General features: G+C 56.8%; 13 protein-coding genes. 11 read left to right on the top strand and 2 right to left on the bottom strand.

Annotation, left to right across the window (positions count from 1 at the left end; genetic code table 11):
* Nucleotides 1-187: 187 nt before the first annotated feature.
* Nucleotides 188-1,462: an HD domain-containing phosphohydrolase gene (locus tag RTK01_RS11545; protein WP_312281113.1), complete on the top strand. Its 1,275-nt coding sequence runs from the start codon at nt 188-190 to the stop codon at nt 1,460-1,462.
* Between the two features lie 338 nt (nt 1,463-1,800).
* Here the strand turns inward: RTK01_RS11545 and RTK01_RS11540 are convergent, their stop codons facing one another.
* Nucleotides 1,801-3,141 carry an aminotransferase class III-fold pyridoxal phosphate-dependent enzyme gene (locus RTK01_RS11540; protein ID WP_312281112.1) on the bottom strand — a complete coding sequence of 447 codons (1,341 nt, stop codon included), beginning with the start codon at nt 3,139-3,141 and terminating at the stop codon, nt 1,801-1,803.
* 365 nt (nt 3,142-3,506) lie between these two features.
* Between RTK01_RS11540 and RTK01_RS11535 the strand changes: the two genes are divergently transcribed.
* Nucleotides 3,507-4,652 carry a hypothetical protein gene (locus RTK01_RS11535; RefSeq protein ID WP_312281111.1) on the top strand — a complete coding sequence of 382 codons (1,146 nt, stop codon included), beginning with the start codon at nt 3,507-3,509 and terminating at the stop codon, nt 4,650-4,652.
* 215 nt (nt 4,653-4,867) lie between these two features.
* Here RTK01_RS11535 and RTK01_RS11530 read toward each other — a convergent pair whose 3' ends face one another.
* Complete coding sequence (locus RTK01_RS11530; protein ID WP_312281110.1) at nt 4,868-5,011, bottom strand: hypothetical protein; 144 nt, start codon at nt 5,009-5,011, stop codon at nt 4,868-4,870.
* Between the two features lie 110 nt (nt 5,012-5,121).
* Here RTK01_RS11530 and RTK01_RS11525 point away from each other — a divergent pair, with 110 nt between their 5' ends.
* From RTK01_RS11525 to RTK01_RS11485, 9 genes are all read left to right on the top strand, one after another.
* A complete protein-coding gene (locus tag RTK01_RS11525) occupies nt 5,122-5,391 on the top strand; it encodes a DUF6110 family protein (protein WP_312281109.1) in 270 nt (89 codons plus the stop codon).
* A gap of 59 nt (nt 5,392-5,450) precedes the next feature.
* Complete coding sequence (locus RTK01_RS11520; protein ID WP_312281108.1) at nt 5,451-7,526, top strand: heavy metal translocating P-type ATPase; 2,076 nt, start codon at nt 5,451-5,453, stop codon at nt 7,524-7,526.
* 825 nt (nt 7,527-8,351) lie between these two features.
* Nucleotides 8,352-9,428, top strand: coding sequence for an ABC transporter substrate-binding protein (locus RTK01_RS11515; protein WP_312281107.1), 1,077 nt, complete (start codon nt 8,352-8,354; stop codon nt 9,426-9,428).
* 67 nt (nt 9,429-9,495) lie between these two features.
* Nucleotides 9,496-10,515, top strand: a complete 1,020-nt coding sequence (locus RTK01_RS11510; protein WP_312281106.1) for an ABC transporter permease subunit — start codon at nt 9,496-9,498, stop codon at nt 10,513-10,515.
* On the top strand, nt 10,512-11,306 hold the full coding sequence (locus RTK01_RS11505; RefSeq protein ID WP_312281105.1) for an ABC transporter ATP-binding protein: 795 nt from the start codon (nt 10,512-10,514) through the stop codon (nt 11,304-11,306). The genes RTK01_RS11510 and RTK01_RS11505 overlap by 4 nt, the downstream gene beginning before the upstream one ends.
* Before the next feature lie 226 nt (nt 11,307-11,532).
* A complete protein-coding gene (locus tag RTK01_RS11500) occupies nt 11,533-12,684 on the top strand; it encodes a BMP family ABC transporter substrate-binding protein (protein ID WP_312281104.1) in 1,152 nt (383 codons plus the stop codon).
* Nucleotides 12,685-12,731: 47 nt separating this feature from the next.
* Complete coding sequence (locus RTK01_RS11495; protein WP_312281103.1) at nt 12,732-14,264, top strand: ABC transporter ATP-binding protein; 1,533 nt, start codon at nt 12,732-12,734, stop codon at nt 14,262-14,264.
* Entirely contained in the window at nt 14,251-15,309 is a 1,059-nt protein-coding gene (locus RTK01_RS11490; RefSeq protein WP_312281102.1) for an ABC transporter permease, read from the top strand. The genes RTK01_RS11495 and RTK01_RS11490 overlap by 14 nt, the downstream gene beginning before the upstream one ends.
* Nucleotides 15,306-16,150: ABC transporter permease (locus RTK01_RS11485; protein ID WP_312281101.1), on the top strand; the 845-nt coding region annotated here is incomplete at its 3' end. The genes RTK01_RS11490 and RTK01_RS11485, both read left to right, overlap by 4 nt.

Genomic DNA, 16,150 nt, shown 5'->3' with positions numbered 1-16,150 from the left:
CTATGCGCTGATGGAGCCTTTGCGTCTTCTGGCGTTTTCCTTATTATGGACGGTGCCGGTGTTCCTGTTGGATCATATGGCCGGGCGGTATTAAGGCCGGGCGGCGGATGCACTGGAAAATTTGGGGGCGCTTGTCCCCACCGTAGCGGTTCCGAATAAAATTTACAGAGAAACAGGGACGGAGATTATGACCTATTACAACCGCTATTTTGCAACACTTTACGACTTGATCGCCTGTATGACCGCAGCGGTGGACCTGTTGGACGTAAGGGTTTCAAACCATCATCAGCGCGTGGCCTTTATGTCCTTAAAGCTTGCCGAGCAGATGGGCCTGCCAGTGGAGGAGAGACGGACGCTGGTGCAGGCCGCTCTGCTGCACGACATCGGCGCCCTGACTCTGAGCGAGCGATTGCAGCTCATTACCGGAGAAGCCACCGAGCCGGAGGGTCACGCCCGAATTGGGGCAAGATTTTTGGAGGACTTTCCCCTTCTGCGCCGCGAGGCGGAAATTGTCCGCTTTCACCACGTTCCCTGGAAAAACGGTGCGGGTGGGATGCACTGCGGAGAGAAGGTTCCCTTGCTTTCCCATGTCCTGCATCTGGCAGACAGGGCGGTGGTGCAGATTCGGCCGGACATGGGCGTGATCAGCCAGATAGGCGCCATCCGCGAAGTCATTTCCGCGCAGCGGGGCGAGGTATTTGTACCGGAAACCGTGGATGCGTTTATGTCAATGAGCATGCAGGAGGCGCTGTGGCTGGAGCTGGTGGACGAGCCACGGATTCACGATTTTATGGATGAGCTGTCTTTGGACGCTGTGAAGCTGACGCTGGACGAGGTGGTGAAGCTGACCGACGTGTTCGCCCATATCATTGACTTTCGCAGCCCCTTTACCACGCGGCATTCCGCCAGCGTGGCGGCGACGGCGGAAAAGCTGGCGGAACTGTCGGGGTTTTCCGAAAACGAGTGTAAGATGATGCGGATTGCGGGGAATCTCCACGATCTGGGAAAGCTGGCAATTCCCGCTGAGATTTTGGAGAAGCGGTCCAAGCTGGACCCGGACGAGTTTGACATTATCCGGGGCCATACCTTTTATACTTACCGACTGCTCCGGCCCATCCGGGGCTTTGAGACGATTAACCAATGGGCGTCCTACCACCATGAAAGGCTTACCGGAAACGGGTATCCGTTCCATCTGAAGGCTGACAGCCTGCCGCTGGGGTCCCGCATTATGGCGGTGGCCGATATCTTTACCGCCGTGACCGAGGACCGGCCTTATCGGAAGGGGATGTCCTTCTCCAGAACGGAGGACCTGCTCCGGGATATGGCGCGCAACGGCGCGATTTCTCTGGACTTGGTGTCTCTTCTGCTGGCCCATCATGAGGAGATTTCCCAACTTCGGGAGGAAGCGGCAGATCAGGCCGGGAAGCGGTACGACAGGCTCTTTTTGCAGGACTGCGTGTAACTCTAAATAAATACACAAGGCCCGCCGTCTGATCAGACGGCGGGCCTCTTTTTGCTTTCCGGAAAATTTTTTCCTCTTTGTCGGGCAGAGCCATGTCGGGGGTGCTTCTCTTTTCCGATGCTCTCGCCGCAAGGCACGCTTTGCTGATTCCAGACCAAGACGGTTATTTTGTGTCCGAGGCTTTTCCGGGCCGCATTCCCGCAAGGCCAAAGCCCTTGGATATGCGCCTGAACACGTATAAATGGTCATATTGGCGCGCAAAGTGCATAGGGGAGTACACCACCGGCATAAGCTCTCTAAGTCTCGTCCGCCAAATGGCTGCGTCCTGCCAGACCGCGTTACCAGCCCTGTATCTCCTCCAAAATCGAGTCGCTCAACTCTCCCGCGGTATAGGCCACCAGCGCGGCATGAATGATTTCCGTGGCTTGGTCCAACTCCTCCCGGGTGATAACCAAAGGGGGCTGCACCCGCAAGACGCTTTGCCCCACAAAGGTCAGCAGCAGGCCGTGCTTCATGCAGTAATAGGAAATTTTGGCGGCGGCGGGATAGTTTTTCTGCATGGTTTCCCGATCTGTCACCAGATCCACGCCAATGTTCAGTCCAATGCCCCGCACCTCACCGATGACAGGGAATTCCTCCTGCATTTTTAAAAACCGCTCTCGCAGATAAAGGCCCTTTTGATAGGATTCCTCGAAGATGTTTTCCCGCTCCATGATTTCCAACATTTTCAAAGAAGAGGTACAGCAGGAGGCATTGCCAGACATGGTAAACGCATGGGCCGGTGATTCCAGCGACTCCATCACCTCTCTGCGGCCCACCACCGCGCCCAAAGGGAGCCCTCCGCCAAGGGATTTGCCAAGCACATACAAATCGCACTCCACACTGAAATTGTCCATGGCGAACATGCGCCCCGTGCGGCCAACGCCCTGATTGATTTCATCGGAAATCAGCAGAATCCCGTTTTCACGGCACAGCGTCGCCAAGTCCTGAAAAAACCTTGCCGGGGGGACAATCAGGCCCGCGTCTCCCGCGATGGGTTCCACCAGAAAGGCGGCAACCTCGTCGGCGGGGAGATAGTGGCGGAAGGCATAGCGAATCTGCTCGAGACAGTCCAACGCACAGTTCTCTGGTTTTTGGTGATACTGGCAGCGCAGGCAGGTGGGATAGTTGAACGTCTCGCACTCCGGCAGCAGCGGGCCGATTTTGCGGCGCATACTGTTGGTGAGCTTAGACACAGAAATGGCGCCATAGGTGCTGCCGTGATAAGACTCGCTAAAGGAGACAATTTTAGGCCGCCCGGTGTAGCCCCGGGCGTATTTAATGGCCCCGTCGATAGACGCCGAGCCGGTGCAACTGAAAGAAACCATCATATCCGGCCGACCGGTCATGCGGGAAACCTTTTCCGCCAGATCAATCATCGGCCCGGAGGGGAAATAGGCGGAGATATATTGGGACAACTCTATCATCTGCCCGCAGACGGCCTGAGCAATTTCTTCGTTCCCGTGGCCGATGTTGGCGGAGGAAGCGCTGGCGAGAAAGTCGATGTACTCGTTTCCGTCGCAATCGTACAGCTTCGCGCCCTTTCTACGGACAAAGGAAATGGGAACGTAGGGAATCCGCGCCGATTTGGGCACGTATTCATCCTGACGCTGTAGGATGCTTTCCAACTGTTTCGACATAAAACCCGCTCCAATCATTTGTGCGGCGGCAGCACACGCCTGCTCCGCGCATTTTCTGTTTATCAAGCCAAGCTTGTCCTCCGCAAGAGTGATTGCTCTTTATCATATCGGGCGGCTGTTTTTCTGTCAACACCATTTTTTACAACTTTTTGACAAGCTTTTTGCAATGGTTTGTGTAAAAATAAGCTGTTTCAAATATTTTGCGCAGATTCATTAAGCATAGTAAAAAAACTGCGTTTTTTAATGCCTGATTGTGAGACGTTGTATTTGAAAGGGTTGCCTTAATCGCTATTGTTAAACCCCTTCTTTCTTTTGAACTAAAAGGAGAAACTGTGAGGAAAAAACGTGTAGGAGGAGAGCGCTCTATGGCAAGCAAGAGGCATAGCAGGCTGCTTCGTATCCTGATTCCCGGCTTTGTGTTCCAGTCCATGGTCATCGGCGGCGGATATGGAACCGGCGCGGAAATCCGGGAATACTTTCTGTCAAGAGGACTTGCCGGCGGCCTCTTGGGAATGGCAGTTACGCTGGCAATCTGGTCTGTTTTGTGCGCGGTGACCTTTGAATTTTCCCACACATTCCGAACCTACGACTATAAGAGCATGATGACCAAGCTGCTGGGCAAAGCCAACTTCTTGTATGAAATCTGCTATATTGCTATGCTTTTGATTGTGCTGGGCGTGGTCACGGCCACAGCAGGCAGCATGGCTACAAGCCTGACGGGCAGTTCTAAGTGGATTGGCGTTTCGATTCTCTCTCTCGGGATCATTGTGCTGGTCATCAGGGGTACCGCGGCAATTGAAAATGTGCTGACCTTCTGGTCCTATGTGCTGTACGCGGTGTATATCCTCTTCATGATAATTGTGTTTACAAGGTTTGGCGGCAATCTGCCCAAGGCATTTGCCGCCCAGAGCGTGGCAGGTTCCGACTGGCTGATGGGCGGCGTGAAATATGCGTTTTACAATTTGGGCACTGTTCCCGCCCTGCTCTACACCGTCCGTCAGTGCCACAATCGCAGGGAAGCGGTCGTCTCCGGCCTGCTGGCCGGCGTGATTGGCATTATTCCCGCCGGAATGCTCCTGCTGACCATGGGCACAATGATGGAGGCATGCCTGACGGCGGAGGTTCCCATCACCGCCGTGTTTCAGGCATTGGACATGAACTGGCTGTTCTGGCTGTTTGAAATCGTGCTGTTCGGCACCCTTATTGAAACCGGAACCGGCTTTATCAAGGCATTGGACGACCGAATTGAAAATTCCATCGCCGCTTCCGGAAAGCACGTTCCCGTGTGGGTGCGACCCAGCGTGGCTATCGGCAGCGTGGTGATGGGGATTCTGGTTTCCACCTTCGGGCTGGTGGACCTGATTGAGCAGGGGTATGGAACCATCACCTGGGGCTTCTTCATCCTCTTTGTGGTTCCCATGCTGACCACTGGCGTATACAAGATTGCAAGACACGGCAAAAGAAGAGAACTTCCCAAAGCATTTTTAGAGCGCCCGCCTGCGGGGCGATAATCAATTAAAGCGGTCCAACCTATAAGGCCGGACCGCTTTTTGCTGTCTTGACGGGACCATTGCATCAAAAAGGACTCCCTTCATATCTGATTGACGTGCATGGGACGAACGCACATTGACGGCGCGACCTTGTATTACACCGCCGCTCTCAAAAAAGCAGTAAATTTCAAAAAGTTGTTTAAGTCTAACTTTTCGGGTAAAAAAGCGAGGAATCTTTAAGGAAATGTTTGTATTGACGAACTTGCACAGGTGAGGATATACTCGAAATACAGCATCCGACATTTGATGACAGAAAGCGTGGGATGAATGATGAAAGCGCATCGGTTCTGGGCCTGGGCCATGGTGATCAGTCTGTTCATGGTGATGCTCACCGGATACAAGCGAAAATAAGCTTAGGCAACAAGCTGGATAACGACATGGCTGGTAGCCATGTCCTCAACCGAATATATAGTAACAGGGGGATTTTGGAATGATTTGCAATTGGAAAAAAATTGCGTTATTTGCGGGCGGCGCGCTGTTTGGCTCCGCTGGAGTGAAGCTGCTCACAAGCCGCGACGCGAAGAAGGTCTACACCCACTCCACCGCCGCCGTTCTGCGGATGAAGGACTGTGTGATGGAAAATGTCTCGAAGGTGCAGGAGAACTGCGAAGACATCCTGGAGGACGCAAAGGGAATTAACGAAGACCGGGCCTCTGCCGCAGAGCAGGTGGAGGACGCGGGCGAACCGTCTGCGGAATAAACGAATCAGAAGAAGCCGCCCGTGACAGTGGGTGGCTTCTTTCATAAGAGGACAATACGATGAATTGTACGATTTTACATGAGAGCCGTGGGCGCATCCGGGTGCACATCCGAATGCGGAGGATGACCATGGCGGAGGCGGACCAACTGGAAAACGCGTTGGCGGCCCTGCCGGGTATCCGGCAGGTTACGGTTTATGACCGCACCTGCGACGCGGTGATCCGCTATCAGGAGTCTCGGGACGCGGTGATCCGCGCCCTCGCGGCCTTCCGCTTTGACCGGGAGGCACTGGCAAACTTCTCGTCGGAGACCAGCGGCCGGGTGCTGAACCGGAGGTATCAGGAGAAGCTGGTGTGCATGGCGCTGATGTACCTTGTGCGTAAGCTGTATTTCCCCGCGCCGCTGCGCATCGCTTTGACGGCGTGGCGGTCGGCCCGATTTTTCCGCAGAGGGCTGCGGTGCCTGCTGCGGCGCAGACTGGAAGTAGATGTGCTGGACGCACTGTCCATCGGCGTGTCTATGGGCCGGGGGGACTTTGCCACCGCCGCCTCGGTGATGTTCCTGCTGCGTCTGGGTGAGTTGCTGGAGGAGTGGACCCGGAAGAAATCCGTAGGGGATCTGGCCCGGAGCCTTTCGCTCAACGTGGGCCAGGTATGGCTGAAGACGGGAGACGCAGAGTTGCTGACTCCCATCAGCCAGATACAAACCGGAGATCAGGTCTGCGTCCGCACCGGCAACGTGATTCCTCTGGACGGCAGGGTTGTCTCCGGCGAAGCCGGCGTAAACCAGGCCTCCCTCACCGGCGAGTCTGTGGCGGTGCGCAAGGGACCCGGAGCCATGGTCTACGCCGGGACTGTGGTAGAGGAGGGCGAGTGCGTCCTTTTGGTGGAGCAGCAGGCGGGCACGGGACGGTACGACCAGATCGTTGCCATGATCGAGCAGTCGGAAAAGCTGAAGTCCGCCGCCGAGAGTCGGGCGCTGGACCTTGCGGACCGGCTGGTCCCCTGGTCCCTGCTGGGCACCGGGGCGACTTATCTGATGACAGGAAACCTCACCCGGGGCATCTCCATTTTGATGGTGGACTACTCCTGTGCGCTGAAGCTGTCCATGCCTCTGGCGGCGCTCTCCGCCATGCGGGAGTGCGGTAGCCATCACATCACCGTCAAGGGCGGAAAATTTTTGGAGGCCGTGGCCCGGGCGGATACGGTGGTGTTTGACAAAACCGGCACCCTGACCCACGCCACGCCTACTGTGGCCCGGGTCGTGGCCTTCGGCGGACGGAAGGAGCAGGAGGTGCTGCGAGTGGCCGCCTGCCTGGAGGAGCACTATCCCCACTCCATGGCCAACGCCGTGGTGAACGCGGCCAAGGAGCAGGGCATTCTCCACGCCGAGATGCATTCGGAGGTGGAATACGTGGTAGCCCACGGCATCTCCAGCCGTATCGACGGCGAAAAAGTGGTCATCGGCAGCCGGCACTTCGTGTTTGAGGACGAGGGCTGTGTCGTTTCTCCGGAGGAGCAGGCAGCTTTTGCAAGTCTCCCAGAGGAGTTTTCCCATCTGTATCTGGCCGTCGGCGGCGTGCTGGCAGGAGTAGTCTGCGTGGCGGACCCGCTGCGGGAGGAGGCCTCGGCAGTGCTGAACAGCTTACGGAAAATGGGCGTTTCCAAAACCGTCATGATGACCGGAGACAATGAGAAGACCGCTGCCGTCATCGCGGCGCAGGTGGGCGTGGACGAGTACTACGCCGAAGTGCTGCCCGAGGATAAGGCCCGCTTTGTGGAAGCAGAACGGGCCGCGGGGCGTACCGTGATTATGATTGGCGACGGCATCAACGACTCCCCCGCCCTCTCCGCCGCCGACGTGGGCATCGCCATCAGCGACGGCGCGGCCATCGCCCGGGAGATTGCCGACGTCACCATCGCCGCCGACAACTTGTTTGAGCTGGTGCTGCTGCGAATGATTGCCCAGGGGCTCCAGCGGCGGACGGCCGGCAACTATCGCTTCGTCATCGGCTTTAACTCCGCCCTGATTCTACTTGGCGCGGCGGGGATTCTGCCCCCGGCCACCTCCGCCCTGCTGCACAACGCCTCCACCTTGGCCATCAGTCTGCGCAACATGACGGATTTGCTGGAGTGAACGCCTCTGGAGAAATTCAAAACAAATTACGGCCGGGCGGCCGAGAACTCCGCGGACGGGCTGCACCATGAGTGAGCCGAAGCGACTGAACAACAAGGGGCGATTCTGCTTCATCTGTCCCGGCGCGGCACTCCGGGTAACGGAGAAATAGAAAATTTTAAGTCAAAAGAGATAAGCAAGGCCACAGTGCGCCTTGCTTATCTCTTTTGGTCTCGTTTTGCAAGATCACCTAATATCTTGTCATGATTTTGAATTAAAAAGTTCTTGACAAATTAAAAAAGGCAAGATATAATTCCGATATACCTACTAATTAAGTTGGTATTTAAATGATTGCGAAAGGGTGAGGAATATGACGACACTGTTTGAAAAACTGCTGCGGGGCAATTTCCGCTGTGGGCGAATGCTGTATTCCCGGACAAGTGATATGGCCGGGCGCGTCGGCATGTCCTGTTCGCGCCCTTGGTGACAAAGACGCACCACACGGGCCATACCTCTTATCCGGGAGCTGAATGACAGCCCCGGCTTTTTTATTTTTAAAATGACCAAACCCACCCGCCTGTCCATCGGCACGAAGCTCATTGACGACATTCTCGCCGATCTTCAAAAGGGCTTTGCCGCGGGAAAATAACTTTGTCAGAAAGGAGCGACTGCTATGATGCGCTGTTGTCATATAAAAAATCGATGTAAAAGAATATCTGACCGCGGCCGCCGCCTCTTTTAAGGCGACAGCCTGTGCATAACGCAATCCATGGCGCGGGGTGTACGAACGTCGGCACTCCGCGCCATGTTGCCATTAAAATTCCGAATAGAAGAGGTAGATTGATTATGAAAAAGGTAAAAGCAATATCCTTTTTGCTGGCGGCAGCTATGACGGGAGCCCTGCTCTCGGCCTGCGCCGGAGATTCCAGCAATAACGCACAATCGTCCCAAAGCGGGTCCGGCTCTGCCGGAAGCACCGCTCAGGAGACGCCTGTCAAGTGGGACATCACAATTCCCGGCAACAACGGCTCCCTGTGCAACGTCCCCACCTTCCTTGCATACGAGTTGGGGTATCTGGCGGAGGAGGGCATTAACGCTGACCTCGTTTCCGCCGACTATGAGTCTAAAAAAGTGGGTTTGAACAACGGCACCATGCCCATTGTCAACGGGGACTTTATGTATTTTCCCTCCATTGAGACGGGACTGAACATCACCGTGATTGACGGGCTACACAAGGGCTGCATTAAACTGGAGGTTCTGCCGGACTCCCCCATCGAAACTGCCGAGGACCTGCGAGGCGCAACCATCGCGGTGGACGAAATCGGCGGCACCACCTATCAGGTGGCTGCCCTCTGGCTGGAACAAAACGGCATTAAGGCCATTGGAGAGGACGCGGAGGTGACCTTCCTGCCCTTTGGCGACGATAACCTCTCTCTTGAAGCATTGAAGAGCGGGCAGGTGGATCTGGTGGCGGTCTGGGACCCCAAGGCCTCCGTGGCGGAGAAGGCGGGCGAGGTGAAGGTGATTCTGGACATCTCCACGGACGAACCCTTTGCCAGTCACTACTGCTGCTATCTTTACGCTTCCACCAAGGTGCTGAAGGAGGACCCGGAGCTGATTTCCGCCATCCTGCGGGCCTATCGGAAGGCGGAGGACTACATCGCCAAGAACCCGGAGGCGGCCACCGACCTGATTCTGGAGAAAAAGTACGTGTCCATTGAAGACCGAGATCTGGCTGTGGAGTTGGTCAAGGGCTACGGCTATCCCTCCGAAGCGGACTTTGACACCGGCAAAGCGCTGGACGCGCAGGCGGACGTGAAATACTTTGCCGAGGCGCTGCACGGCATCGGCTATCTCACCTCCGACCCCGAGGAGTATCTTGCCAAGGCATTTACTCCGGTGGATCTGACTCTGGGAAAATAAGTGCAGACCTGCTCGCCGCACACCTCTGTGTGAGGTGTGCGGCGAGGCAATTTAAAGGAGATATCGCGTGAAACAGATTGACAATATGAACCCGCCGGTGACGAACCGCCGCCTGATGGCGGCGGCAAGTCTCTCCTCAGCCGGGTTTCTGGCGGCCATTTTGGGAAACCGGCTGATTCCCCAGATATCCCACGGCGTGAAGCTGGCGGATTACGCTCTCGGCCCGCTCCGGCTGGACATGAACGGCTTTTATCGAATCGTGCTGCTTGCCGTTATCTTGACGTTTCTGCTTGGCGGCGTTCGGGCACGACTGGATTGCAGCCGCCGTTCCGGCTATGTGCGCCGTGCCCCGTTTCGGTTTGCTCTGGGGCTGGCGCTTTTGCTATATGACATTCTGGGAACGAAGCTGCAGCTCACGCCCCAGCCGTTTTTTCCGGGTCCCGCTCAGATTTTGGAGTCCTTTTTAATGGAGGGGAGCTACATCGGGAAAAACCTGCTTTACTCCCTGCGGCTATTCGGCGCGGGCTTCACCGCCGGTATCCTGCTGGGAGTGGTGACGGGGGTGCTGATCGGGTGGTTCCCAAAGGTGCGGTACTGGACCTATCCCGTGTTGAAAATCAGCGGCGTTATCCCCGCGGTGGCGTGGATGCCCTTTGCCCTCACGCTGTTTCCAACGCCCTTTGCCGCAGCGGTGTTTCTTCTGGTCATCACCTCCTGGTTTCCGGTGGCGTCCCAGACGGCCTTTGGCATTCAGTCCGTCTCCCGGGTCCATCTGGAGGCGGCGCAGACCTTGGGCGGAGGAACCGCCTTTCAGGTGTTCCGCGTGGCAATTCCCAGCGCGTCGCCCCAGATATTCACGGGAATTACCACAGCCTGCGCCAGCTCGTTCACCTGCCTTGTGATTGCCGAGATGATGGGCCAGCCCGGCGGCCTTGGCTACTATATCAACGTGGTGAAGGTATGGAGCGCCTACTACAAGGTGTTCGCCGCCATTTTGCTGATGGCGGTCCTGTTCAGTCTGATTCTTGCGGTGATAGGGGTTCTGCGGGACTATGTGCTTCGCTGGCAGAAGGGAGTAATCAAATGACGGAGGGTATTCTTCTTGATATTCAGCATGTCAGCCGGGTGTACCCGGACGGGCAAAACGGTCAGGCGGAGGGAATTACCGCGCTGCAAGACGTGTCCCTTACCGTGGGCCGGGGGGAGTTTGTCTCCCTGCTGGGTCCCTCCGGCTGCGGGAAAACCACACTGCTGCGCCTGCTGGCCGGGCTGGATACGCCCCAAAGCGGGAAGCTTCTTCTGAACGGGCAGAGCATCGCTGGGACCTCTCCCCAGCGGGGCTATGTGTTCCAGCAGGGGGGCCTGTTCCCATGGTGGACGGTGGAGCAGAATATCGCCGCAGGACTGAAGGCCCGCCATGTCTACCGCCGGGAAAAGGCGCGGGTGGCAGAGTTTTTGGAGTTGGTGGGCCTGCAAGGCTTTGCAGGCGCCTATCCCCACCAGATCAGCGGCGGCATGGCCCAGCGGGCGGCCATTGCCCGCAGTCTCATCAACGACCCCGAGGTGCTGCTGCTGGACGAGCCAATGGGCGCGCTGGATTCCTTCACCCGGGCCGACCTTCAGGACAAGCTGCTGGAATTGCAGAGAGTCAGCGGGACCACCATGATTCTGGTGACCCACGACATCGACGAGGCCGTTTACCTCTCCGACCGCATCGCCATCATGACGCCCCGTCCCGGCAGAATCAGCGAAGTGGTGACGGTTTCTATGGAAAAACCCCGCCAGAGAAGCAGCCAAGCGTTTACCGCCCTGCGAGGAGAGCTACTGGAAAAATTTCATCTGGCAAGTCAATCGTCACTGCCCGAATATGCCATATAAAGATACAAAAAGAGCACTCTGCCGTTATCCCATTTGAGCGGGGCCTTGGCAAGCCCCGGTTGACACATGCCCCAAACCCTCGCTTTGAATCCGACGATTTTTTATCACATTCTAAAATTGACAAACAGGGAATGCTTCTATATGATAAGCCATAAGAAATTGAGATAGGTACTACCTTACCGCTTCCTTATGATTATCATAAGGAACAACTCGAAGGGAGAAAAACATGAAACTGAAAAAAATTGCCGCCCTGCTGTCGGCTTGCGCGCTGACACTGTCCCTCGCGGCCTGCGGGTCGGGAACGGGAGCTGCGGGTTCTTCCGCGGCGTCTGCCCTTGGTTCCGCCTCCGGCGCGGCAAGCACTGCCGCCGGCCTTCCCGCGCTGACGGCGGAGAAAATTCACATCGGCGCCGTTTTCAACACAGAGCTTGGCACGGAGGGCTTCAGCTATGCACTGGGGCAGGGCTTCAAGGCGCTGGAGAACGCAGGCTATCAGGTGGACTATGCCTTCAGCATTCCCGAATCCGCCGATTGCGAGGTTGCCATTGAAAACCTGATCAATCAGGGCTGCAACGTCATCTATGCCACCAGCTACGGCTATGGCGAATATGTGGCCAATGTGGCCGCGCGGTACCCGGAGGTCTATTTCAACCACTATTCCGGCAGTATCAACGCGGACAATCTGGCCACCTTCTTCCCGAAGAATTTCCAGAGCGAGTATCTTTGCGGGATAATCGCCGGTATGCGGACCGCGTCTGACCAGATCGGCTATCTCGCCTCCTATCCCATCCCTGAGTGCATCCGCATGGTCAACGCGTTCACACTGGGCGCGAGATCCGTCAATCCCGACGTAACGGTGAACGTCAAGTGGACCGGCTCCTGGTTTGATCCCGCAACAGAAACCGCCATTGCCACCGAGCTTGTCAACAGCGGTTCCGATGTGGTCATCGCGTATCTGGACAGCCTGAACGCGGCAATCGCGGCGGCCAATCTGGGGGCGTATTCCTTCGGGTACGCCACATCCGGCTATGAGACGATTCCCGAGTCCTTCCTCGCCAGCCCCGCCTGCGACTGGGAGAGCTTCTTCGTGAACGACGTCCAGAGAATTGTGGACGGCACATGGACCGGCACCAATCAGTGGCTGGGCATGCAGGAGGGGCTTGTGAGCCTGACTGAGATGTACAATCTGGCCGACGGCACAGAGGAAAAGGTAACCGAGGCCGAAGAGGGCTTTAAAACCGGTACGCTGGATATCTGGACCGGCCCCATCTCCGACAATCAGGGCAATGAGGCCGTGGCAGGGGATCAGACGCTGGATCAGGCGGCGCTGTTCTCCATGAACTGGTTTGTCGAGGGCGTAAACGGAAGCGCAAGCTGAGGCTGTCAGCCGACAAAATTCCACGGTCTGTTTTTTAGGAGAAGCACATGGAAAATCGCATTGCAGTGGAACTCAGGCACATCAAAAAGCACTTTGGACCCGTAAAGGCGAACGACAATGTCAATTTAAAGGTCCGGGCCGGAGAAATTCACGCCATTCTGGGAGAGAACGGCTCCGGCAAGAGCACACTGATGAACGTCCTCTCGGGCCTGTACGCTCCGGACGAAGGGGAAATCCTCGTAGGGGGAACGCCGGTGTCCATCCGATCCCCTAAGGACGCTATACTTAATGGCATTGGAATGATCCACCAGCATTTCAAGCTGGTGGACGCCCTTTGCGCCTGGGAAAACATCGTCGGGGGCATGAAAACCCGGACGCTGCTGCGCAAAAAGCGGGCCGTTGAAGAAATTATGGCTCTGTGTGAAAAATACGGACTTCCGCTGGACCCCGAAAAGAAAATCTGCCGAATGACCGTCGGAGAAAAACAGACGGTGGAAATCGTAAAAGCTCTGTACCGGGGCGCGGAAATTCTGATTCTGGACGAGCCAACCGCCGTTTTGACGGTACAGGAGACGGAGCGGCTGTTTGAAATCCTGCGGGAAATGAAGGCGAAGGGCCGCGCCGTCATCATCATCACCCACAAGCTTCAGGAGGTTATGAACGTCAGCGACCGGGTGACGGTTTTGCGAAAGGGCGTCAGCGTGGACTCCATTGTGACCGCGCAGTCCAGTCCCGCCCAGCTTGCGGAGCTGATGGTGGGTCGGGCGGTGGACATTTCGGTCCCCTATGCGCAGACGCCCTCAGAGCGGCGCGAGCCGGTTCTGTCCATCCGAAATCTGCACCTTGCGGAGAGAGACGCGGGCGAAAAGCTGAACATTGACCGGCTGGACGTCTGCGCCTGCGAAATTTTGGGGATTGCAGGCGTGGCCGACAGCGGCCAAAGGGAGCTGTGCGAGTCCATCGTCGGCCTGCGGGCGGCGGAGGGCAGCGTGCGCTTCAAGGGGACCGAGCTGATTGGGCTGGACCCCCGGGCCATGCTGCGGCAAGGAATCCGGATTGGCTTTGTGCCGGAGGACCGGCTGGGCATGGGCCTTGCGGCGGGGCTGAGCATCAGCGACAATGCGGCGCTGCGCACCTATTGCTCCGACAGAGGGCCATTTTTAAACAAAAAAGTGGAAAAGGCTCAGGCCGTCCGACTGACGGAGTGCTATCACGTCAGTGCGTCCGGCGTAGACCAGCCGATCCAGAGCCTATCCGGCGGCAACATTCAAAAGGTGCTGCTGGGCCGTGAAATCGATCTTGGCGCGGACTTTTTTATCGCCGCCTACCCCGTGCGGGGTCTGGACATCGGCGCTTCCACCTTTATCTATGAACAGCTTAACGAGGAGAAAAAGAAAGGCGTCGCCATTTTATTCATCGGGGAGGACTTGGACGTGCTTCTGGGCATCTGCGACCGGATTGCGGTGCTACATGGCGGCGAGCTGATGGGCGTGGTGGACGCGAAAACAGCCACAAAGGAGCAGCTTGGCCTGCTGATGATGGGGCAGAGACAGGAGGAGGCAAGCCATGCTGCGAATTGAACGGAAGACAAACAGCCGGTTCCTTCTCCAGCGAATTGTCTCTCTGGTGGCCGCTCTGGCTGCGGCGGGAGTCGTGGTGGCGATTTGCGGGTATGACCCGATTGTGGTGTACCGAGAGATGCTGAAAGGCTCCTTCAGCTCGGTTTACTATGTGCAGCAGACCGTTCAGAAGGTTGTCCCGCTTTTGATGATGGGACTTGGGGTAGCGGTCTGCTTCAAGATGAACTTTATCAACATCGGCGCGGAGGGGCAGTTCTATATGGGCGCGACTGCGGCGACGTACGTGGCGCTGAACGTCAGCGGACCGCTCGCCCCGGTCACGATGCTTTTGATGTTTGCCGCGGCCTTTGCGGCGGGTGGCTGTTGGTGCTTGATTGCGGGGTATTTAAAGTCGAAGTGGGGCGTAAGCGAAACGTTGGTGACACTGATGCTCAACTACGTGGCCATCAAGCTGGTGTCCTATCTCCAATACGTCCTCTGGAAGGACCCCCAGTCCTTTGGCTTTCCGAAGATTGCCAATTACCCGGCGGAGCTTCAGCTCAAACCCGTGCTGGGCGTCCATTCCGGGTGGATTGTCGCCCTCCTGCTGACGGTTCTTATATGGGTTTTGCTCCACCGCAGCAAGCTGGGCTATGAACTATCCGTGATGGGAGCCAACGAACAAACAGCGCGCTACGCGGGAATAAACACAAAAAAAATTCTCCTGCTGGCAAGTCTCTTAGGCGGCGGCATCTGCGGTCTTGCGGGGCTTCTTCAGGCCGCAGGCGCGGAGCGCACACTGAACGACCAGATGGGTGGCGGCATGGGTTATACCGCCATTGCCATCGCCTACATGTCCCGGATGGAGCCGCCGGTGATTCTGGCAGTTTCTTTCCTGTTTTCCATTCTGCTTCAGGGGGGCGCCTATATGCAGATTTCCATGCAGATTCCCTCTGCTGCGGGCGACGTGATTCAGGGAATTATTCTGCTGTTCATTCTGGGGAGCGAATTTTTCTCTACTTACCGGGTGGGCCTGACCCGCACGAGGAAGGAGGCGGCAGAATGAATGAAGCGGCTTTGTTTTTCCAAATGTCCGTGCAGCTTGGCACGCCGTTTCTGCTGGCTACCTTGGGGGGCATTCTGTGCGAAAAAGCGGGGCATTTGAACCTTGGCATCGAAGGCATGATGATGCTGGGCGCGTTTTTCGGCTTTCAGGCCGGATTTCTCAACCACAGCCCCGCAGCGGCTCTTCTCATGGCGGCGGCGGGAGGCGCGCTGGGCGCGCTGATTTATGCCGTGATCACCGTGACCCTTATGGGCAATCAGACTGTGACCGGCTTTGCGCTGACGATTTTCGGCACGGGTCTTGCCAATTTTCTAGGCAAGGCGTATTCCAGCCAGATCATGGACAGCGCCGTCACCGCCGCCTTGGGGCCTCACAGCATTCCGGGTCTTTCCAAGATCCCGTTTCTGGGACCGGTGCTGTTTTCTCAAAGCCTGTTTGTGTACCTTTCGTTGTTTCTTGCCGCGGGGCTGCTGTTTTACTATCAGAAGACGCGGTTCGGCCTTGCCGTCCGCATGGTTGGAGAAAACCCTGGAACGGCGGACGCCTCCGGCGTCAATGTGACGCTGTACAAATATGTGCACATTCTTTTCGGGGGGGCGCTGTGCGGCCTTGGCGGCGGCTATCTCTCCTTGGTATACGTCCCCTATTGGCAGGATAACATCACCGCAGGCATGGGCTGGATTGCGGTGGCTCTGGTTATTTTCTCAGGCTGGAACCCTGTCAAGGCCATTTTTGGGTGCTATCTCTTTGGAATTTTGAAGGGGATGACCATGAAATTTCAGGGGGCGTCCCGGTCCGTTCTTGGTCTGGATATTTCTCCCGCCGCGCAGGTGATGGACAT

Source organism: Oscillibacter sp. (assembly GCF_031978065.1).
In the GTDB taxonomy this organism is placed as follows: domain Bacteria; phylum Bacillota; class Clostridia; order Oscillospirales; family Oscillospiraceae; genus Oscillibacter.
This window is presented reverse-complemented; position numbering and strand designations above follow the sequence as displayed.